19 protein-coding genes are annotated in these 21208 nt (G+C 49.6%); 9 read left to right on the top strand and 10 right to left on the bottom strand.

The features are described from left to right. Window position 1: 1 nt before the first annotated feature. From AC58QO_RS19155 to AC58QO_RS19140, 4 genes are all read left to right on the top strand, one after another. Window positions 2–553, top strand: a complete 552-nt coding sequence (locus AC58QO_RS19155) for a D-lyxose/D-mannose family sugar isomerase (protein ID WP_497268293.1) — start codon at window positions 2–4, stop codon at window positions 551–553. Between the two features lie 3 nt (window positions 554–556). After that, window positions 557–1597 (top strand): aldose 1-epimerase family protein, encoded by a 1041-nt coding sequence (locus tag AC58QO_RS19150; RefSeq protein WP_497268291.1) that lies wholly within the window; start codon window positions 557–559, stop codon window positions 1595–1597. Window positions 1598–1654: 57 nt separating this feature from the next. Then, complete coding sequence (locus AC58QO_RS19145; RefSeq protein ID WP_497268289.1) at window positions 1655–2425, top strand: DeoR/GlpR family DNA-binding transcription regulator; 771 nt, start codon at window positions 1655–1657, stop codon at window positions 2423–2425. Between the two features lie 182 nt (window positions 2426–2607). Next, a complete protein-coding gene (locus AC58QO_RS19140) occupies window positions 2608–2814 on the top strand; it encodes a GNAT family N-acetyltransferase (RefSeq protein ID WP_497268724.1) in 207 nt (68 codons plus the stop codon). 15 nt (window positions 2815–2829) lie between these two features. Here the strand turns inward: AC58QO_RS19140 and AC58QO_RS19135 are convergent, their stop codons facing one another. The 4 genes from AC58QO_RS19135 to sigY form a co-directional block, all read right to left on the bottom strand. Further along, window positions 2830–4035, bottom strand: a complete 1206-nt coding sequence (locus tag AC58QO_RS19135; protein WP_497268287.1) for an MFS transporter — start codon at window positions 4033–4035, stop codon at window positions 2830–2832. 188 nt (window positions 4036–4223) lie between these two features. Continuing rightward, on the bottom strand, window positions 4224–4436 hold the full coding sequence (locus AC58QO_RS19130) for a sigmaY antisigma factor component (protein ID WP_497268285.1): 213 nt from the start codon (window positions 4434–4436) through the stop codon (window positions 4224–4226). Next, window positions 4423–4854 carry a YxlC family protein gene (locus tag AC58QO_RS19125; protein WP_497268283.1) on the bottom strand — a complete coding sequence of 144 codons (432 nt, stop codon included), beginning with the start codon at window positions 4852–4854 and terminating at the stop codon, window positions 4423–4425. Before AC58QO_RS19125 ends, AC58QO_RS19130 begins: the two co-directional genes overlap by 14 nt. Further along, window positions 4855–5379 carry an RNA polymerase sigma factor SigY gene (gene sigY / locus AC58QO_RS19120; RefSeq protein WP_497268281.1) on the bottom strand — a complete coding sequence of 175 codons (525 nt, stop codon included), beginning with the start codon at window positions 5377–5379 and terminating at the stop codon, window positions 4855–4857. Between the two features lie 177 nt (window positions 5380–5556). Here sigY and AC58QO_RS19115 point away from each other — a divergent pair, with 177 nt between their 5' ends. Further along, a complete protein-coding gene (locus tag AC58QO_RS19115) occupies window positions 5557–6438 on the top strand; it encodes a GNAT family N-acetyltransferase (RefSeq protein WP_497268280.1) in 882 nt (293 codons plus the stop codon). A 53-nt stretch (window positions 6439–6491) separates the two neighbouring features. Here AC58QO_RS19115 and pyrH read toward each other — a convergent pair whose 3' ends face one another. From pyrH to AC58QO_RS19100, 3 genes are all read right to left on the bottom strand, one after another. Beyond that, window positions 6492–7232 (bottom strand): UMP kinase, encoded by a 741-nt coding sequence (gene pyrH / locus AC58QO_RS19110; protein ID WP_497268278.1) that lies wholly within the window; start codon window positions 7230–7232, stop codon window positions 6492–6494. Between the two features lie 154 nt (window positions 7233–7386). Then, window positions 7387–8712 (bottom strand): MFS transporter, encoded by a 1326-nt coding sequence (locus AC58QO_RS19105; protein ID WP_497268276.1) that lies wholly within the window; start codon window positions 8710–8712, stop codon window positions 7387–7389. Between the two features lie 330 nt (window positions 8713–9042). Further along, complete coding sequence (locus AC58QO_RS19100) at window positions 9043–11925, bottom strand: ATP-binding protein (protein WP_497268274.1); 2883 nt, start codon at window positions 11923–11925, stop codon at window positions 9043–9045. Window positions 11926–12135: 210 nt separating this feature from the next. Here AC58QO_RS19100 and AC58QO_RS19095 point away from each other — a divergent pair, with 210 nt between their 5' ends. Next, window positions 12136–13317: an EAL domain-containing protein gene (locus AC58QO_RS19095; protein ID WP_497268272.1), complete on the top strand. Its 1182-nt coding sequence runs from the start codon at window positions 12136–12138 to the stop codon at window positions 13315–13317. 163 nt (window positions 13318–13480) lie between these two features. Here AC58QO_RS19095 and AC58QO_RS19090 read toward each other — a convergent pair whose 3' ends face one another. Together AC58QO_RS19090 and AC58QO_RS19085 are read right to left on the bottom strand one after the other, a co-directional pair. Beyond that, window positions 13481–16360: a DEAD/DEAH box helicase gene (locus AC58QO_RS19090; RefSeq protein ID WP_497268270.1), complete on the bottom strand. Its 2880-nt coding sequence runs from the start codon at window positions 16358–16360 to the stop codon at window positions 13481–13483. Further along, a complete protein-coding gene (locus tag AC58QO_RS19085) occupies window positions 16348–17946 on the bottom strand; it encodes an SWIM zinc finger family protein (RefSeq protein WP_497268268.1) in 1599 nt (532 codons plus the stop codon). The genes AC58QO_RS19090 and AC58QO_RS19085 overlap by 13 nt, the downstream gene beginning before the upstream one ends. Before the next feature lie 193 nt (window positions 17947–18139). Between AC58QO_RS19085 and AC58QO_RS19080 the strand changes: the two genes are divergently transcribed. From AC58QO_RS19080 to AC58QO_RS19070, 3 genes are read left to right on the top strand one after another with little or no spacing between them, the layout of a single operon-like run. After that, on the top strand, window positions 18140–18433 hold the full coding sequence (locus AC58QO_RS19080) for a hypothetical protein (protein WP_497268267.1): 294 nt from the start codon (window positions 18140–18142) through the stop codon (window positions 18431–18433). 39 nt (window positions 18434–18472) lie between these two features. Next, window positions 18473–20284 carry a DNA helicase RecQ gene (gene recQ / locus AC58QO_RS19075; protein WP_497268265.1) on the top strand — a complete coding sequence of 604 codons (1812 nt, stop codon included), beginning with the start codon at window positions 18473–18475 and terminating at the stop codon, window positions 20282–20284. 20 nt (window positions 20285–20304) lie between these two features. Continuing rightward, a complete protein-coding gene (locus tag AC58QO_RS19070) occupies window positions 20305–20604 on the top strand; it encodes a 4a-hydroxytetrahydrobiopterin dehydratase (RefSeq protein WP_497268264.1) in 300 nt (99 codons plus the stop codon). On the opposite strand, the gene AC58QO_RS19065 is transcribed toward AC58QO_RS19070, so the two are convergent. Beyond that, the gene (locus AC58QO_RS19065) at window positions 20593–21126 is read right to left on the bottom strand and encodes a GNAT family N-acetyltransferase (protein ID WP_497268262.1); all 534 of its coding nucleotides are present in this window, start codon (window positions 21124–21126) and stop codon (window positions 20593–20595) included. The genes AC58QO_RS19070 and AC58QO_RS19065 overlap by 12 nt on opposite strands. Between the last annotated feature and the right edge of the window lie 82 nt (window positions 21127–21208).

The following is a 21208-nucleotide window of genomic DNA, read 5'->3' as shown; positions in this document are numbered from 1 at the left end:
GATGACACTAAGAAGAAGCGATGTAAGAAAGGCCCAGACGGAAACAGCAACGCTATTTCGTCAGGCAGGAATCGTGCTTACACCGGAAGAACAGGATGCTATTGAAGTCGCTGGGTTCGGTCTAGGCGATTTGGCCAATCAAGGGCTTGAGCTCATTACCTATGTGAACACAGATCGGTACTGTGCCAAAGAGCTTGTGCTTTTCCCAAGGCAAACATGCCCAGAGCATCTGCACCCGCCTGTAGAGGGCAAGCCTGGCAAGATGGAAACATTCCGCTGTCGCTGGGGGAAGGTGTTGTTATACGTCGAGGGCGAATCTACGCCGAACATGCAAGCCGTAATACCAGCGGGAAGTGAACAATTCTACACTGTTTTCCATGAAATCGAATTACTGCCTGGAGAGCAATATACGATTCAGCCGGGAACCAAGCATTGGTTTCAAGGGGGGCCGGATGGCGCCATCGTATCGGAGTTTTCGAGCACTAGCCGTGATGAGTTCGATATTTTCACAGATCCGAACATTGTCAGAATGCCAGTAATCGTGGAGGATTAGACGATGCAGTTATATGGCCGAGACTGGACAAGACGGGAGCTTGAGGCACGGGTCGGCCATCTGGGGCAGATCGGCGGGATCCGGCGGATGAAGCTGACGGAAGGCAAAGAAGCGGGGGTCGAACTGATTCGCGTTCGGACAGGGGCTGGGCTTGCTTTTGACATCGTCCCTTCCAAAGGGCTTGATATTTCATTAACGGAGTTATGGGGAGTGCCTATATCCTGGCAATCACCTAATGGTGACGTGTCACCTGCGTATTATGAGCCGGAAGGTACGGGATGGCTGCGCACGGCGTCAGGTGGGCTTCTCATGACTTGCGGGCTTACACATGTCGGATCGCCAAGCGTGGCGGAGACGGGCAGCTACGGATTGCATGGACGAGCACATCATACGCCGGCAAGACAAGTTAACATTCGGGAAGAGTGGGTCGGTGACCAGTTGGAATGGCAGGTGTCCGGAATTGTGGAGGAGATCTCCATTTTCGGGGCCAGACTACGGCTGCATCGCGTCCTTTCCGGCCGGCTTGGTGAGAACCGTATAACGATCGATGACCGGGTCGAAAATATGGGGTTTACCGCAAGCCCACATATGTTGCTCTATCATTTTAACTTTGGTTTTCCGCTGCTCGGGGAACAAACGACCATTCAATTCCCTCCTGCAGACATCGAACCTCGGGAAGCTGGCTTGCCGACTGAAAACTGTGAGAACTGGGAGAAACCTGATCCTGCAGCTTCCGAAGGCGTGTATTATCATCATCTTAGTCATCTTGCCTCGGATGCTGCTGGTATGGCTGAAGTGCAAATTCATAACCGATCATTTCCAAGCGGCGGCGTCTTACGTCCTGTAACAGCCAAACTGCGCTGGTCGGCAGACACACTGCCCATGTTGGTACAATGGCGTATGCCTGGGGCAGGCGAACATGTCTTAGGACTTGAGCCAGCTAATTGTAAAGTAGAAGGACGCGCGGCAGAACAGGAACGAGGCGGACCTCGTATGCTCACTCCTGGCGAATCCGTGCTTTACCGGTTGGAATTGATCTTATAAAATGGATACAGATTAGTTTTACATGTCGTGAAAACCTCGGCGGGAGGCCGTTCGTATATGCAGATTGGAATGAATAGCGGATTCAATGCGAGACAGCAGCAGATCCTGGAGCGGATTACCTGTGATGGGGAAGTTAAGATCACCGATTTGAAGGAAACTTTCCAAGTAACGGAGATGACGATCAGGCGTGATCTGGAGAAGCTGGAGGAAGCTGGTTTAATTAAGAGGACGTTTGGCGGAGCCATTCTCGTCGGGAAAGATGTGGCTTTGCTGGAACGTTCCGGCGTATTTATGGAGGAGAAGATGAGGATCGGACGTGCCGCTGCGGAGCGAGTCCGTCCAGGCGACTCCATATTTATTGACGGCGGAACGACTACACAGCAAATTGCTCGGTATTTGCCTCCAGGCATGAACATTACCGTCGTGACGAACGCTCTGAATGTGGCCAATGAGCTTGCGGGCAAACACATTCCAACGCTAATGACAGGCGGTATGTTGCTTGAGGCCACATCTTCATTGATCGGTCCTGTAGCTGTTCAAACGCTGCAGGGGATGGCGTTCAATCGTGTTTTCCTAGGTGCGACCGGCGTTAGCATTGAGCATGGCTTTAGCAATTCAAACATTTATGAAGCGGAAATGAAAAGACTCGCCATCAAGCAGTCGCAAGAAACGAACGTCGTTTTGGATCATACCAAATTCGGGGCTAAAGTGCTTTTTTCGTTTGCGCCTTTATTTGGTGTGCACCGGATACTGACGGATCGCCTGCCGGAAAATGAGTTGGTCCAGGCCTGTGAAGATGCAAACGTCCAGATAGAAGTTGCTTATTAATCAGTGTGCGCAGGACAGTATGTCAGTAAGGAAATAAATATGAACATCCATAACGAGGTTATTTCAGACGATAATATCGCGTGTACCTATATACACCCAGAGTTGTTTGATAACATGAGTTTTGAAACGAGAATGATGATACTGAAAAAAATGAGGCCGTAGGCTGTCTTTCTCAGTTTTATATAAAAGAAGTTTATCGTAGTGCTGGTATTGGCTCCGTTTTATTCGAAAAGTTCATGGATTGGCTACATGCCTTCGACTCGATAAGCGATCTGTTCATCTTTGTATCAAATGGAAACGATGCTGCGTTAAAGTTTTATCAAGGCAAGGGGTTCCGAATAAGTCATCAAATCCTCGATGGGTTTATTACCGTGTTGAGAAATAAGTAAACGACGGCAATATACTTACATGGTTTGTTGCTCCGCTTTGAGTTGATTTTTCCGTAGCAGCGGGTTTAACAACACAACGCCTATCACCAGCAAACTGCCACTCAAAACATACACCGTTAATAATGACGTCATGTCCTTCAAGTAACCTGCTACAGCCATCCCCAAGAGCATCATCCCCATGAAAATCGGTGTAATCGCACCGCCAACTCGCCCCATGAACGGTCCTTCCGTGTTACGCATAATCAGGGTTTGAATGCCGACATGGATACATGGATAGAACAATCCACTTACGATTTGCAAGATCAGCGTCACGGGTACGAGGGTAGAGGCTCCAACGCCAACGGTACAGACGGCACTTACTAGCAAACCAGTCGCAAGCAAAAACTGCGGTTTGACTCTCTTCGCAACGCTCATAATGATAGCCCCGCCGATCAGCATCGAAGCCCCGTTCGCCATCAAAAACCATTGTAAGGACTGTTTGCTTAGCCCTAATTTCTCGACAGCGATGAATAACGCAAGTGGTTGAACTAGGCCAGCAGCTAATCCAGTAACACCGAAGGTGAGGCTTAGCGATCTGAGTGTATGATTGGATTGCACATATCGCAAGCCGGCCTTTAGCTCTTTCAAGAAGTTTGTGCCTCCTGAGGAGGTTTCTTCTGCGTCGTCTTTTGGGAGGCAAGTGAGGACTAGAAATGATCCGAAGAACATCACGCCCGTGAGGATAAGAGAAGCTTCGATACCGTAGTTCAGATAGATGAACGTCCCGACCACAGGGCCCAAAACCATGAAAATGGCAACGAGAGACTGAGACATGGCCATAACACCTTGGAGATGCTCCGCGGGTACATTCTTTTTATAGAGCTTCATAGCGGAAGGCTGTGAGAACTGCGATAAACTGGCAGATATGAACGTCCCAATTAGCAAGGCAACCCAAGAGCCGGATAAAAGGGTAAGCAATACAAGGAATACTGTTACAGCGGATAAAAGATCACTCCAAACCATGGTCCGCTTCGGCTGCCATCGGTCGGCGAACGTACCGCCAATAAAGGCGAAGATAAAAATAGGCGCCGTCTCGACAATGGAAATCAAGGATATATACTGCGGATTATTGTGCGTAATGTCCGAGATATAGAGGAGGATAGCGAAATTACGGATCCAAATGCCGAGCTGCAGGAGCACGCGAGACAGAAGAATCGTTCGGACATAGCGATTGGTTAACATGGGTTTCATTCCTTTCGATTTAAATTTACTAAATTACTAATTTACTAAGTTAGTAAAATAACACCCAAATCATAGCCGACTCGACCGAAGGAAGTCAATATGATTTTGATTATTACCAATACTTGTATCCGCGCGGGCATGAAAAAAACGGCTGCCATGAAGGCAACCGTTTTAAGTAAGAACGAAGATCATTTGCGGTGAATCTTACGCACTGCAAAGAGATAAACAATCGTGGGAACCGGAGCTTGAATGATGCCCCAAATGCCCCAAAACCAAGGGTGACGGGCACCGCGTTTGCGGGAGTCCATGTACAGCCATGTGCTTTGCAGTAGCATAATGAATGCAAGGCAGATCCATGCCCAAAGGGGCAATTGGTCGAATTTGGAATCAGTTGTTGTCATGAGAAGCCACCTGCTTTCTAAGAATTAGCCAAGCTAGGGGAATCAGTATCGCCGCAGCTTGGATGGAGAGGAAGGCAACGGGCTGAGCCGTTACCGTCAGATAAAACACATAAAACAATAGCATCGCGCCGATCCATAGGATGACCAGGTCGCGCATCAGCTTGGAGCGCCGTTTACTTTGCGTCACGGCTATATGCTGATCAAACCAAGCTGCACTCGGAGTAGGCACATGGATGGCAGCATCGAGCAGGTCCAGCCCCTCGCGCAGTTGGCGAGCGGTCACTTCATCGGCTTGCACTTCACGTTGCGTTGCACTCCTATCACTCTCATTTCCTCGCTCACGCTCATCTCGCCGCTCGTCCGCCGCACTCAGGCCTTCGCTCCCGTCTCGCCTCCACTTATGCGAATCTTCATCCATCTACTTCAGCTCCTTTCGTAGTTGTTTCAATGCGTTGTGCACTCTTGATTTCACGGTGCCCTCTGCAAGAGAGAGCATGCCGCCAATTTCTTCGTACGTGTACCCGTAGTAATGCTTGAGAATGAGCGGTATGCGACTCTCACGCGGCATATCTGCCAAGGCGTCTAACACTTCCGGCCAAGCGTCATCCGTGTGATGTGCCGTCTGCCATTGAAGCTGGCGCAAGGCTTGCTGCTGCTCTTTCTCCTGCCACTTGCGCTCCGAAAGGCGGCGTCTACTCTGATCGATCATCAACCGAGTGGCGATGGTGATTAGCCAGGACGAGAACTTCGAAGTCCCGTTGTAGAGTTTTATTTTTTCGATACATCGGGCCATCGTTTCTTGCGTGAGATCCTCAGCTTGGGAGGGATTCAGCGTGATTTTGACCAAATATTTATATACAAATGCATAATGCTTCTGCAGAAGCTGAGACAGAGCCGCAGTGTCGCCTCGCATGGCCCGACGAATAACTTCGTTCTCTTCCAAGTGATTGAACATCCTCTCTGTCTGATTTCATGGATAGTACGAACAGCTCCTGCAAACCGTTCACGGCTGCACGAAAAAATGTGTAGAACGATTTATTAGCTTACCACCCGAGCGCCCAGACATGTATAATGACTGCAGGTAGTCCATATGTATGAGAAGAATAATGGAGGACAACATATGAAACAAGGGATATATGCAAGAGCGGGCCTTTCTCCGCAAGAGCTGGAGGAAGTTCGAGCGCTGTGGGAAATATGCAACGAGCATGAAGGCATCGAGATTAAATTAAATTGGGGCACATTGAATAGCCGTCCAGCTCTCGTGACAAATGATTTTGTGTATTACGAAAATGACCGGATTATCGGCTTTCTCGCGATCTACAGCTTCCTTTCCACCGAGGTAGAAATCAGCGGCATGGTGCATCCGGAGGCGCGGCGTCGAGGGATTTTCAATCAGCTCGTTCAAACGGCAATCGAAGCGTGCAAGAACAGAAAAGTTCCTAAGCTAATTTTCATTAATGAGCGTGGCTCGGAGAGCGGGAAAGCTTTTCTGACGAAGCTAGGGGCGAATTATTCTTTTTCAGAGTATGTGATGGAGTTAAAAGAGCAAGTAATCCCGCCTGTTTCCACGCAAACACAACTAACCATTCGATTAGCGGACAGTTCCGATACGGAGCTCCTCGTTAAGTTGAATATGTCAGGCTTCGATATGTCGGAAGAGGATACGCGTGAGTATGTCAATCAGACGATCAGCGGGGATAAGGAACGGACGTGGATAGCAGAGCTAGGTGAAGACAAAGAGCCGATCGGAAAACTTGGAGCGATGGTGGAGCCGGGAGCTAGCGGATTTATTTATGGCTTTTGCGTATTGCCGGAGGTTAGAGGCAGGGGCTATGGTCGCCAGATTTTAAGCCAAACGATTACGGCACTTAAAGTAAATGATCAAGCTGCGCATATTAAGCTGGAAGTATCGGTGGAGAACGAGAAGGCTCTTGGGCTCTATGAATCTTGTGGGTTTGCGACGAGAAACGCGAATGACTATTACGTGCTCCTCCTCGGCTAAATAAAAGGATAGATCGGCAGATCGCTCTGCTGATCTATCCTTTTTGGCTTATGTTAATGATAAATAAGTTCAGATGACGCACTAATAATCGTCCCCGTATTCAGCCCCGCGCAAATGTCCTTCATCGAGCCAGGCTTATCGAAATTGAACACATGAATCGGTACATGGTAGTCACGCGCTAGGATGAAGGCGGATTGATCCATTACCTTCAAATTATGCTGAATCACATCGTTATAATGGAGCGATTTATACTGGAGCGCTTCTTGGTGATGCTTCGGATCTTTGTCGAAAACGCCGTCCACGCCTTGCTTGGCGACTAGTATGGCATCACAGTTCACTTCGATGGCGCGTTGCACGGATGGATAATCCGTCGTAACGAAAGGCTGTCCATTCCCGCCGGCGAAAATAACGATGTACCCTTTTTCCAAGTGATGAATGGCACGTAAACGAATGAAAGGCTCCGCCACAGAAGCGATTGGAATCGCTGTCATAACACGCACCTCGGCCTCCGTCTTCGCCTTCAGCACACCGCGCAGCATCAAGCTGTTGATGACTGTTGCGAGCGTACCGATATTATCGGCCTCGGCTTTCTCGATGCCCCAGCTTTCGCCCATATTGCCTCGGAAAATATTGCCTCCGCCAATCACAAGACACACTTCAACACCTAAATTCACAACCGTCATAATTTCATTGGCAATATGGTCCAGCTGTGTAGGGTCGAAACCGAAAGAGCTATCACCTGCTACAGCCCCGCCGCTAAGTTTAATGAGAACCCTTTTGTATCGCAAAGTCATTTCCATATCCCCTCTCTCTGATGAGAACGCCTGTACGATAGATGTGTGTCTGACAAGATTGGCAAACTTCGGATGCTTGCAAAAAAACACTAAAGCCTTAAATGCTCTAGTGTTTTCTGTCTGCTTCCTCTGGTTAGAAGTAATTGTACATGAATTAAGCAGGATTTTGCAATTTTTGCGGAACTCTCATATGGACGATCAGACCAATAATAACAAGGACAAGTAAGGAGCCCAGAGCGACACGGCTTGCTAAGTTGCCTGACGAGGCCAATGCCCACGTAATGGAACCGTACAGCGCAGGTCCAACAATGGAGGACACCTTCCCGGAGAAGGCGAACAGACCGAAAAACTGGCCGCGCTTGTCTTCCGGCGTTAGCTGCACGATCAGTGTGCGGGAAGTCACCCACATAGCACCCATGGAGACACCGTATAAACTGCCTGCTACCCAGAAGATGCTCTGGCTCGTCGCCAGTGAGGCGAGGGAAATCGCCACGATAAGAATGAGAGCGACGATCGTCACCGCTCGTTTAGGTCCTATGCTGCGCGTGACATAGCCGAAGAGGAAGGAGCCGATAACGCTAGACACCGTGGACACCAGATAGAGCAGAATGAACTGCCCCGTCGAGAAGCCCATGACCGTATTCGCATAAATAGCCATAACGGCAATCGCTGTGGCGATGGCATCGTTAAAGAAGAAGTAAGCGATCATGAACGTAAAGGCTGCGTGATATTTCCGAGCTTCCTTGAACGTCGCCCAGATCTCGCGATAGCCGCTGAGGAGCGATTTGTTGCTTGCTACGGACTTCTGAGGCTTTTCTTTGTACAAGAACATAATCGGCAGTGAGAAAATGAGGAACATAACAGCACTCGGGATGAATGTACTCTCGAAGTGATTATCACTAACGAACAGGAAGGCGATAAGGCCGACGAGCGTGCCTACATAACCTACCGCTACACCAAACCCAGAAATCAGAGGAATCTCACGCTCATTGCCCAGATCCGAAATCATGGAGTCATAGAAAACTAAGCTGGAGTTATAGAAAAATTTGGCGATCATGAAGAACAGAATGACGCCGAGAATCGACGTGTTAAGCCCTAACCACTCTTGATCCGTCTCCCACAATGCCGAGAAACCCATAAGGAGTGTTGCGATGATTGCGACGAGAGTGAAGGGGATGAGGTAGGCTTTCTTTTTGCCCGTACGATCAATCCAGACCCCGAATAGGGGAGATAGGAGCACTAAGAAGAAGCTAGACAGCGCATTGGAGTAAGTGATGAAGGTACTCGCAATCTGGTTGAGCTCTTCGCTCTTTCCTAACGTTTCTTTTAAGTAAAACGGGTAGAAAACAGTGACGATATTGGAAGAAAAAATGGTATTTGCAAAATCGTACATCGCCCATGCAAAAATCGGCAGGGAGAAAAATAACGCCCAAACACTCCGGCCTCGCACTGGTTTGGAAACGGATTCAAGCTTTGCCATAAGGGGCACACCCTTTCTCTTCATTACCTCTTTATTTCTCTAATATATTGGCCATTCTGTAGAGAAATCCCTCTATCTTTACCATAATAATAAAATCTCTCCGCCTAAGATTATGTTCGGTTCACAGATAGCAAAAATGCAAAAAAAGCATCCTTTTCAGAGGCATTCATTTCAATGTTATAAATAAATGCCAAAAGGCATCTTATGGGGTCGAAAAGGTCAAAACAGAGCTGAAAATAGAGAAATTGATGCCTTTTCGCATCAATTTCTACTGAAATCGTATATGTGATGGAGAAAAGTTGCACTTTCGCATTTCTCAGTTTATATAGCCTATTTCTCCGATTTGGGCTTCATCAGATCGACCTCAATCATATCTTGCGTCTCTTGCATCTTCAGCACATTAATTCCGTTGCGTTGTAAAGTGCTGGAGAGTGTTTCTTTGTTCTGGGCAGGAAAAACATAGGCTAGGCTGCTTTTATTATCGAGCAAGCGTTTCGCCACCTGCACGAGTCGTTCCATGGTGAACGGCTTTTTCAGATATTTCTCAATCTCTTTCTCATGATAATCATAAGGCGGATCGAGTGCGGTTGAAACAATAACCGGCGTTTGCGCATGCACGGGGTGCTTGTACAGGTCTGCGATGAAATCCCAGCCCGTTTTCTCGCCTTCGAGATGAATGTCCACGATGAAAAGAATCGGACCTTCTCCCTCACAGCGCTTCAGCGCGATCATGCCTTCTTCAGCGGAACGAAGCTGGATGGATGGCAGGCTCAGCTTATGCAAAGCGACTTGAATTAATTTGGCTAGATTATCATCATCTTCAAAAATAACGATTTTCCCGTCTAATCCGGAAATCTCATATTGATCAAGTTCAATTTGGAACGTGGTGCCGTGTCCCATTTCAGACGTGTAGGAGATGCGCCCGTTATGCCCCTCTACGATTTCCTTCACAATGGCCAGTCCAAGGCCTGTACCACCAATCTGGCGGCGGTCGGAGTTGTCGACACGGAAAAATTTCGAGAACATATGCGCATTCGCATCCTGAGGAATGCCTAGGCCATAATCTTGAATAGCAATGGTAACTTTACCTTCGTGAGCTGACAAGTGAATGTCGATATGATCAGCGGACGGCGAGTATTTAATGGCATTGCTGATGAGGTTGTCAAACACTTGACGAATACGATCGACATCTGCCCGCACCCAAAGCTCGGGCTCTTGTTGATGCAGAACAATCTGATGAAGCTGCTTATCCTCCCATTGCTCTGCGATTTCAGTAACAACAGACTGCAAATTAATCGGAGAGAAGTTGTACGACTGACGACCAGACTCCATCCGCTGCAGATCCAAGAAGTCATTGATTAAATTTGAGAGGCGTTGGGCTTCGTTATAAATGGTTTCCATATAACGCTTCTGCTTCTCTTGCGGAAGATCACGATGCAGTAAGATTTCGATAAAGCCAAGCACACTTGCCAGCGGAGTCCGCAGCTCATGTGAAACAATGGAGATGAATTCATTCTTCATTTCATCAACGCGTTCTTCTTCCGTGCGGTCACGGAAAACGAATAGGTACCCTTGTTGCTCGGTGCCCTCGCTAACGACGGTTGCGTAAAGCTCGGCATGTTGGAGCTGCTCGTCCTGCTGAAAGCTAAAGCGCTGCGTCAAATGGGACAGCGAGCGATCAATCAAGGCTTCAATGGAAGCGGCTACCCCATGAAAGCTAGGTGAACTGGCTCCAATGTCATAGCTGCAGGTAACTAGATTTTGGCCGATACGTTCATTAAGCCCGAAATATTGATTCATACGATGATTAGAGAAGAGAATCGTGCCCTGCGAATCACACATCATCATGCCTTCGTGTGCGGATTCCAAAATATTTTGAATGAGATCATGCTGACCTTCTAAAAGCTGCTTCTCCGCAGTGAGTTGATTGTTCAGCTCTGCCAGGCTCTCGGCCTGCTGCAGCTTCTCATCATTCACAACCTGCGCATAGAACGCGAGTCCGAATTGACGTACTAATCCTTTGGTCAGACGCTGATTATCATCTTGATAGAGTGCGCTTTGGTAACTCGTTAGTAAAAGAAAACCAATGACGTCTTGCTTGTCATTCATTAGAGGAATGTAATGGTCGACCGCTCGCGTCATGCCATTATGGACACCTTGCTCATGTCCCGTCACATCACGGGTATGTGTGATTGAAACACCTTCATCGAATACTCGTCGGGCTGGGCCGAAGAGTTCGCTGCGAGAAGCTTGAATTTGCCCCTTGGGATACCCGATGGATTGAATAACATCATACGTTACGGTTTCCTGGTCGCGACGTTCTAAGACGACTAAAGCGGCATCCTGAGCAAGTGAGTTGAGTAAAGCGGGCAGTGTATGTTTCAAAAAATCCGTTAACTTCACATAGCCGGTGAGCTTTTCCTGGTAGGAGGAGATGAGTTCTAGATCCCGTTCGCGTTCCGACAACTTAGCCAAGGTGATCTGTTGTTCCTCCTGCTGGGCAATAATTTCCTCATTCTGAGATTCCAGACTCTCCGCCATGTAGCGGTAAGATTCCTCACTCTTGCGAAGCTCTTTCTCCGCTTGGATGGATCGTAAGGAAATAATAATGGACAGGGCTGCAGCAATAATTGCGATTAAACTGCCGATCCTTGTGATCATGCGAGCGTTGGTGGCTGCTTTATGGGAAGAGGAATAAGCTTGTGATGTGATTTGTTCGATATTATTTTCGATACTTTTATGAACGACCCGATAACGATCCATTAGCGTTTTGCCGCCGTTGACACGTGCTTTCGCCTCTTCAATCTTGCCAGCTCGGAATAATTCCAAGGTGGTATCATAGTACTTTTGCAAATTCGTAATGGCAGGCACAGCTTGTGTATCGATAATGATTTGCAACGTTGGATACTTTTTGTCGTACAGGGATAGTGTATTTAAATCCATGGCGACCTGATCTCTACCCTGGGTATACGGCTCAAGGAATTGTTCAGTTCCGGCAAGCTCGTAGCCTCGGAGGCCTGTCTCCTGATTAATTAAATTGGTCAATAAGCTATTAGCTGTCGTTAGAATAGGGATGGCCTCGTTCACGATCGCGTTGCTTTGATTCTCCATATTCCGAGAAGCCAAATTGTTAGATACATTGACGATGATTAATAAAACGACAATTAAAATGACGTATAACATAGAGATTCGTGATCTCGTGAATGCCTTCATACCAATCGCTCACCTTACTTCTACTAGAATAAAAGATCTCATAGCAATTCGACAAACCTCAACAAATTCCTCTATAAGTCTAGCATGTTATGTTTTCTAACATTAAAGATTGCGTAAAGTGATATTGTCGTTTAAAATATGAGTCAACGATCAGCCGGGTGTTAAGTCATGTAACATGATGATTTCTTAAGAAGGAGGCGCACTGTGCAGGTGAAAAACATCAAGATTCCGCCGCGTCACGAAGTACGTCCCTATTTTCAACCGATTATCTCCTTGCAGAGTCAACGAATAATGGGTTATGAAACACTGGGGCGACGGATTCGCGAAAGCAGTGTGGAGAGCTTAGGCCCTTTTTTCAAGGATCCTGACATTTCCGAGGATATGCATCTTCTAATTGATAGGCATTTAAGAGAACAGGCCATAGAACGAATAGCCGCGGATTCCGATGATAGCGAGCTGTTTATTAACTTAAAGCCTTCTTGGATATATAGAACCTACAAGCGAACGGGTGTCTTGCCAACCATTGAACTATTGAAAAAATATAAGATCAACCCTTCACGGATTGTCATTGAAGTCACGGAGGAGGAGTTTACGGGTCAGCTTCAGGAGCTGAGGTGGATTGTTGAACTGTATCGTGAATTTGGATGTACCATAGCTATTGATGATGTAGGGAGCGGCTTTAGTAATTTTGATCGCATTGCCAGCCTGCAGCCGAAGATCCTGAAGGTTGACCTGAATATTTTGAAAAAAAGCATCGTTCACGATGGCTATAAGGCTGTTATGCAATCCTTCTCTATTGTATCAGCTCAAATCGGAGCCTCATTGCTCGTTGAAGGCATCGAAACGAAGCAAGAGCTGCGCAGCGCTTTGCAGGTGGGAGCAAGGTATGTGCAAGGCTTTTTATTCTCAAAAGCAGAGCCTGATCTACAGCGGCCGGATGCGTACAAGGCCATGCTGGAAGCAGAGATAAGATCGTTTGGTCAGGACGAGTTCGGACGATACCATCGCTTGCTGAGTGTACATCAGAAGCTGGATATGCTGATCAACGATTCTGTTCACATCTCGAATGCGGAAGATGCGGATGCTGCTATCGAACGAATTACCGCTAACGTCACAGATAATTGCATTCGGATGTACATCTGTCAGGGGGATGGCTACCAGACCTCGTCCAACTACACCCGAACAGAGGAAGGATGGAGCAAGGATGAGAGCTATCGCCAGGCCAACTGGACGTGGCGGCCCTATTTCATCTCCAACATCCTGATGATGAACCTGCAAAAGCAAGGCATCCTCTCCCAAGCCTATACGGACCTAGATACCTCGCGACAGATTCAGACTTACTCGTGTGCGATAGGCGAGGGATATTATTTGTTTTTGGATTTGGTGATATGAGGCAGTGGGGGAGTAGCGTAGACAGTGAGAAGGTAGATAGAGAGAAGTTAATAAAATCGGATAAGTATGGAGCACAAAAGAGGTTACCCCAGGTGAAGCTTGGGATAACCTCTTTTGTGTTTATTAAAAGTAAAGCCATAACCACACCTGCTCAAGTGCGCTCCTACGCCTCGACCCACTCGCGGCGGAGTGAGAACAGATCGCGCAGCTCGTCGGTCGACAGCTCGGTGATCCAGTTCTCGCCGGAGCCGACGATCTGCTGGCTGAGGCCGAGCTTGCGCTCGATCATCTCGTCGATGCGCTCCTCCAGCGTGCCGAGCGTCACGAACTTGTGCACCTGCACGTGACGCGTCTGGCCGATCCGGAAGGCGCGGTCCGTCGCCTGATTCTCAACGGCGGGATTCCACCAGCGATCATAGTGGAATACATGATTCGCCGCCGTCAGGTTAAGCCCGATGCCCCCGGCCTTCAGCGAAAGAATGAACACGTTGCGCTGCTCGTCATCAGCCGCCTGGTCATCAGTGCCTTGGAAGTGCGCGATCATTTCATCGCGCCCGTTCTTGGATGTTCCGCCGTGCAGGAACAGCACTTTTTCGCCGAGCTCCTGCTGAAGTACGTGCTGCAGCAGGTTGCCGGTCTCGACAAATTGCGTGAAAATCAAGCATTTGTCGCCCTCTTGGCGCAGCTCCTGCACCATCTCGAGCAAGCGCTCCAATTTGTTCGAGCGTCCGCTCCACGGCGCGCCGAGCCCTTCTTTGAGCAGCAAAGAAGGGTGATTACACACCTGCTTGAGTTTCGTCAATGCGGCGAGGATGAGCCCGCGCCGCTCCATGGCCGAAAGCTTATCCAGCCGATCGAACATATCCTGGATGTAGTTCTCGTACAACGAGCCTTGCTCTGCAGTGAGCGAGATGAACGTTTTGGACTCGTTCTTCTCTGGCAGATCCAGCTGAATGGCGGGATCCTTCTTCTCACGCCGCAGCAGGAACGGACGGATTAGCTTCTGCACCTTGCCGATCGTCGCTTCATCGCGCGTTTTCTCAATGGCGTTCACATAGCGATGCGTGAACTCGCGCACGGTTCCGAGATAGCCGGGATTGGCGAAGTCGAAGATCGACCACAGCTCCGTCAGACGATTCTCGATCGGCGTTCCCGTCAAAGCAATGCGATGAAAACCATTCAAACGGCGAATCGCCGTAGCTTGCTTGGTATAAGCGTTCTTGATATTTTGAGCTTCGTCCAAACAGATCGAGTTCCAAGCAATAGCGCCCAGCTCACTCTCATCCAGATGGGAAAGCGTGTAAGACGTTAAGACAAGATCATATTTGCCAACGATTTTCTCTTCAAAAGAAGAGCCTTTTAAGCGCTGCGGTCCATAATGCAGATGGACGCGCAAGGAAGGGGCAAATCGTTTCAGCTCCATCTGCCAGTTGCCTAGCACGGAGGTCGGACAAACAAGCAGCGACGGAGTATCCGGCTTCTCATTTTCTTTCACCGTTAACAAGTACGTAATCCACTGGATCGTCTTCCCGAGACCCATGTCATCGGCTAAGCAGCCGCCAAGGCCAAAACGGCGCAAGAACAACAGCCACGAGATGCCGTCCACTTGGTAGTGGCGCAGAGAGCCATGAAAGCTAGCCGGCGGCTCGATCGTCGGGATCGCCGAGGTCTGTGTCAGCTGGTCGATCATGTGGCGCAGCTGCTCGTTCAGCTCAACCTCCATGTCGAGGTAGCGCATGGCATCCGGATCATCTTCAGCTGGCAGCAAGCCGCCAGCGTCACCGGCAAAATGCAGCTCCAACACATCGCGGAAGGACAGCCCTTGCTTCTTGTGCACCTGCTTCATAATCTGCTCGACCTGCGCCATGAATTTCGGGTCGAGCTGAATCCAGTTGCCGCGAATCTGGATCAGCTTGCGCTTCTCCTCTAATAACAGACGGAACTCCTCTTCCGTCAGCTCCAAATCCCCAACAGCCAGCTTCCAGTCGAATTGCATCAGCTGGGTCAGCCCGAACATCGTCTCCCGTCCAGAACCGACGGAAGACTTGATCTTCGCGCGCAGCTTCGGCCGCATCTTGCGGATGCGATCCCACCACGCCGGCAGGAACACACTCGTTCCTGCCTCAACAAGCCGTACGCTTCCCTCTGCGAGGAAGCGCCAAGCCTCCTCCTCCGTCAACGTCTGACGGAGGACGCCCTCGCCGGCATCCAGCCATGGCAGGATGCGCACCCACTTTGCCGCGTCGCGTTCGACACGGGCAATCTCAGGCAGCCACGCCTCCGGCAGTGGCTGTTCACCGGCGACCGGCTCGCCGACGGTCGTCACGGTGCGCAGCACCTCCGGCGCGAGCCGGTCCTGCAGCAGCACGCGCAGCTGCCAGCCTGCGCCATGCGCGAGGTCCGGCTCGACGAGCTGCAGGCACGTCCGCATCGGCGTCCGGTCCTGACGCCAACCTATGCTGACGAGCCAATCTTCCTCGTCCAGCCACACCTCGCCGCTGACATCGCTGCGGCGCATTAATGGATACGCGGCTTCCAGCTTGCGTAAATTGTCCTTCATAATCCCGTCGGCATCGACCCACTCCGGGATCAGCGCATGAATCCAGCGTGACACAGCTGGTGTCTCAAGCACTTGCAGCTCTTCGGGCAGCTGGAGCTTCCAACCGATCTCGCCGGTCTTCCATTTCTCGTAGTCCGGCATGAAGCGGCCAGTCGCTAGCGACTCGCGAATAGCAGGAGCTAGCGCAATGACATCAGCGCTAGAAGCATGCCATTTCAATTGCAGGTGCTGAACCGGCAGCGGTTCGCTGAAATAATCGAGCGCTTCAAGCGGCTGCAGCTCGATCCCTTCCCGATTCTGCCATTCACTCGGTTCCATAAAGGTGCCGAAGAAGGAGGCGCGATGCCAGGCGAATAGCATATGTTTTAAATCAAGAGCATCCCAAATACCGCCGTTTTCACGGGAACCCCATAGAAATAATGACCCGTTAGGTAAGGAACTAACGTGAACGGTCAGCGCGCTGGTTTCGATCATCGAATCCATTTTCCTTTCTTGAGCTCTTCTTGGAAAGCACGCAAACGCGAGAACTTATCCGCTAAGCGATAAATATAGTGCTCCCAGCGGTCATCCTGGCCGATGTGTTTATAAATGCTATGCAGCTTCTTCAACAGGCGGACTGCCGTCTTGTAAGAAGCCCTATTTTTCTCCAGAACAGCCCGTTCGGCTGCTTGATGATAGAGCGGAAGAAGCAATGCGGAATCATGTTCTTCGATTGCTTTGAGTTCCATTCCGTATAGATTTAGGGGTGAAATGCGATTCGCAAGCTGCAAATCCACCCACTGCCGGTATCGCTTCGTCTGCAGCAAATATGCCGTGTAATAGTAGTAGGATCGAGGCAGCAAAGACTCCATGACCTGAACCCACTCACTGTCGTTCGCTAGATGCTTGGTCGTATCCAGCCAATATTGGCAAAAAGTACGGAAATCATCATGATTCGCATTCGTAATCGACGGGAACAACCAACGCAGCCAGACCAGCATGTGGTCCCACTGTCCATCGTTCGCAAACTTATTTAAGTAGAGGAAGAAATCCTTCGCGTGCGGATGAGCCAGCTGCCCAAGTCGTTCGAAGGCTTTCTCCGTATTCCCCTGCATAATATCAAAATGCGCCCTAGCCGCAAGCAACGTGTCTTTCTTCTTCGGCAGCAGTTCCTTCTTGGCCAGAAGGCCGTCGAGCCGTGTTACTTCCTCTTTCTGTGCGCTAGGCTGATCAGTCAGCTTCCACCAGATGAAACGGTACACGAATAGCCAATCAACGGGACTGTCCTTGCCTTGCAGGGCGGATTCTCCGACCATTTTCATCGTAGCCAGCCAAACTTTTGGTTCTGCTTGAAAGGAATGATTCACTTCCATGCGTTCGACAAATTCGACAAGCTTATCTTCACAGTTTTTGGCGGCGATTTTGCAGCCGTTTTCGTGATAGTAGCTCAGGTAAGAGCTCTTCGTTTCTTGATAAAATTGTTCGATCTTCCGCATCATGAACAGCACGATATGGAACATATAGAGCTCACGCGTCGTATCGCGCCAGTTAGCGGCATAAGGGGGGAGTGACTCCAAGGCAGACTCATAGAAGGTTTCTATGGAATGCTGGTGAGAAATCGAGAAGCCGTGAAATTTCCCTTCAAAAAAACGATGCCAGTCGCTAGGCATACTCTCTTCCAACGGCACATTCGCCTGTGCGGCTGCTTTGCGTTCCTGCAAAACAGAGGCTGCAGCACCGCGAGCGGGTTTCTTCCGTGTATGGATTTGTTGCTTTAACTGCTGCAGGACAAGCTCTGGCCGACCATAAGGGGCGTACAAGCTAAAAAATGTAGCACCAATATGCTGACAGAAGCCATCAAAGGAGCACGTGCAGGTACTCGCTGCAAAATTTTCTAAATGCACCTCTGCGGTATGGATCTGTTTGCCTGCGACGGTTGCTAAGACACTTAGGCCTTTGAGGTCAACCTCGGTCACACGGCCTTTATGATAATACTCCCAACCTTGCTCCAGACGGGTGGCGTCGAAGTGAAGCGGGATTTGCTTGATGAGGTAGTTCATTCGATTTTTGGGAATTTGAAGTTTCAACATGTGATCGTTCCTACCCTCCGAGCGGCGCATTCCTTCTTCCATAGTAACAGATTTTTTCCGAAATTGCCCATTTCCACAGTTTATGCCAAAGGTGATATTTTTAATCCGTGCCGAAAGGGGTTAACCCTGCATTCTCACCTAGAATATGATAAAGTGAAGCTAGAGAAAATGCTTTTTGGAGGGAGACTGTGCAATGGGCATTAAGTTTGGAAGGGAATACAAAGATATTGTAACTGATTTTGTACGCGGGATCGAAATGGTGAATGGATTCTACGAGCTGCTGGAGATGAGTGCAGAGGACTGGCAGGAGCTGGATAAAGGTGAACAAGAAGAATGCCTGCGTACGCTGGCTGATGATATATTTTACGGACTAGGAAGTTCACCAGTAATGCATGTAGGAGCAGGTTCAGTCAAACATGATGCGGGTAACCACGTGCTTAAGGTCCATGATGGCGAAAAGCTGGTTTCGGTCATTTATTTGGTCTAAAACAAGTAGAAGTGTGATATAGAAAGGTGTAATGAAGCTATGTTGGATGGAGCAAGAAAGGTTCTACAACAGGTTTATGGGTATCCCGAGTTTCGTGAAGGTCAGAAAAATATTATTACGAACCTTCTCGAAGGTAAGGATACCTTAGGCATTATGCCAACGGGCGGCGGAAAATCGATTTGTTACCAAGTGCCGGCGCTGCTGATGGAGGGAGTGACGTTAGTCATTTCCCCCCTCATCTCTTTGATGAAGGATCAGGTGGATGCGCTAGGCGCGCTAGGTGTTCCTGCCACATTCATTAATAGTACGCTGGAAGCCAGAGAAGTGGAACAGCGCATGCAGGGGGCTATGCAGGGTAAATATAAGCTGCTCTACATCGCGCCTGAGCGTCTGGAGTCGGAGCGTTTTCGCGCACGGATGGCGGCGTTGAATCTGCCGCTGGTTGCGATCGACGAGGCACACTGTGTCTCGCAGTGGGGTCATGATTTCCGCCCGAGCTACGTCTCGATCGCGCCGTTCATTCGTCAGCTGCCGAATCGGCCGATTGTGGCTGCCTTCACGGCAACGGCAACGGCTGAGGTCACAGCGGACATAGCCAGATTGCTGGAGCTGGATACCGCAGGGATTTTCATCAACGGCTTCTCGCGCGACAATTTGGAGCTAACCATTCTACGCGGAGAGAAGAAGCGGGATTACATACAGAACTATGTGAAGGAACATACGCATCAGCCCGGCATTATCTACGCTGCGACGCGTAAGGATGTTGAGGATTTGTACGAAACGTTGCGCAAAAAAGGCTTCGCCGCAGGCAAGTATCATGCCGGCATGTCGGATGATGAGCGCTCCTATATGCAGGAGGCATTTCTGTACGATGATATTCGCGTGATGATCGCGACGAATGCTTTTGGGATGGGCATCGATAAGTCCAACGTCCGGTACGTGATTCACTACAATATGCCGAAAAATATGGAAGCCTATTACCAAGAGGCTGGCCGTGCGGGGCGTGATGGTGAGCCAAGCGAGTGTATTCTGCTGTTCAGTGCGCAGGATATTATGACGCAGAAGTTCCTGATTGAGCAGAACCAGCTCTCGCCTGAGCGCAAAGCGAACGAGTACAAAAAGCTCCAAACCATGATTGACTACTGCTATTCGCCGCGCTGTTTGCGGAACGCTATTTTACATTATTTTGATGAGCAAAATATTAAAGATACGTGCGGGAACTGTAGTTCCTGCAAGGACGATCGTGACACCGTCGACATTACCGTCGAGGCGCAAAAGATTTTCTCCTGCATCCGCCGTATGAATGAGCGCTTCGGGATTTCGATGGTTGCCTCTGTTTTGAAGGGCTCCAAGGCGAAGAAAATCATGGACTATCGGTTTGATCGACTACCGACGCATGGCATTATGAGCAGCCTGCCGGAGAAAGAGATCGCCGAATTGATCAATGTGCTCATTTCGGAAGGCTTCTTGCAGCTGTCGGAGGGGCAATATCCGGTTGTTCGGTTGATGCAGCCTGCTGCAGAGGTGCTTCAGGGTAAGTTGACCGTGAATCAAAAGGTGCGCAAGCAGCCTGTCCGCGCGGTCGCCGCGATGGACAATACGTTGTTCGAGCAGCTGCGATTGCTGCGTCGTGAAATGGCTGCGCGCGAGAAAGTGCCGCCGTATATCATTTTCGCCGACAGTACGCTGCGTGAGATGAGTGAAAGCTGTCCGACCACGGAAGCCGCGATGCTGCGCATCAAAGGGGTCGGTGAGGTGAAATACCGCAACTACGGGAAGCCGTTCCTGGAGCTGCTCCGCACGTATGCGGGAGAGAGCGATTTGGGCGCGGTTGCGTATGATTACGAGTGAGAGCGGGAGAGTGGACGAGGGTGAAGCTAGCGAAAGCTGAGGTTGATGGGAAGCTTGCTGAACTGGGGACATGGGATCTAGAAGCTGAGGAGAGCAAGTGGATCGTGCGCAAGTATCGATTCTCTGCTTTCATGAAGGGAATCGCGTTCGTGAATGAGGTTGCTCAGCTATCCGAAGCTATGAACCACCACCCGATGATCGCGATTGATTATAAAATGGTGACGCTCCGCCTGACCTCGTGGAGTGCTGGCGGTCTGACCGAGCTCGATTTTCGGACCGCTGCGAAGTTTGATCAGGCGTATGCGGAGTTAACGCGCTAAGATTATGGCGGGACCGGTGTAGACCATGCAGTGGAAGTCTGCGGGTCCAGTCGGTGTCCACTTCTCGTAAGTATCCGTGATGGTGAAACCGGCACGTTGGTAGGCTCTAATGGCTCGCTTGTTCCAGACGAGCACTTCGAGATCGATTTCTAGCTCGGGCGTGCGCCGCTGTGCTTCAGCTACGAGCAGTTGAACAAATCGCGTGCCGAGTCCGCTGTTGTTATCCCCGCCTCTTCCGCAAAGATCTGGTCGAAGCCCAAGTCCTAGTCGGGTAACACCCACAATAGGAAAGAACTGCACGAACCCGTGTAATGTCCCTAATTCATCGACAACACCGCGATACTGCTCTTCTCGTATTTGCGGATCAGCGAATTCGGATTGGTTCCGAAGCATGGTGGCCCATGGGGACCAGTTGTAGATGTGGTAAGGAGCGGGATAGCTCCACGTGCAGAGTTCCTGACATTGCGTTTCGGTTAGCGGAACCACACGCCATGGTAAAGTTACGGTAATAGGTTGAGGCATATTTTGGGCAACCTTTCTATAGGTCGTATTTGGCCATTGTTCTATTTTAAAATAACAATCCCCCTAATTCCACCCGATGGCC

Source organism: Paenibacillus sp. J31R30, assembly GCF_059692115.1.
The sequence above is the reverse complement of the archived record's forward strand: the minus strand, read 5'-3'. Positions and strand labels throughout refer to the sequence as shown.